The following is a 332-nucleotide window of genomic DNA, read 5'->3' as shown; positions in this document are numbered from 1 at the left end:
TTTCCGTCTGCCGTTTCATAAAGCCCTTGATTACCGTTCCCGTAATTCTTAACGCCACGGATGTCCGTACCGTATGCCCCCCATTTGAAAGTACGTCCGCCTATATCGTCAGTGCAGTCGCTTTTCGCTATGACGAACTGGCGACGATCCGCACGGATACGGACACCTATACGCAAGTATTTTGAACGGTTATTTGCACTAAGGGAATTCCATTCTTCAGCAGTAAAGAACACGTTGACACCGTCTTCGATCCGGATTGTGGCAAAGGACAGGTCAAGCAGCCCGCCAGCCCATCTGATATATTTTGCAATGTCACTGGCAGGCGTATTTTC

At 49.1% G+C, this 332-nt stretch carries 1 pseudogene; it reads right to left on the bottom strand.

The window, feature by feature from the left end:
- Positions 1 to 332 (bottom strand): annotated as a pseudogene (locus tag HMPREF2794_RS23435) (DUF1566 domain-containing protein); the annotation flags it as partial.

Source organism: Bacteroides sp. HMSC067B03 (assembly GCF_001811315.1).
GTDB classification, from domain to species: domain Bacteria; phylum Bacteroidota; class Bacteroidia; order Bacteroidales; family Bacteroidaceae; genus Bacteroides; species Bacteroides faecis.
This window is presented reverse-complemented; position numbering and strand designations above follow the sequence as displayed.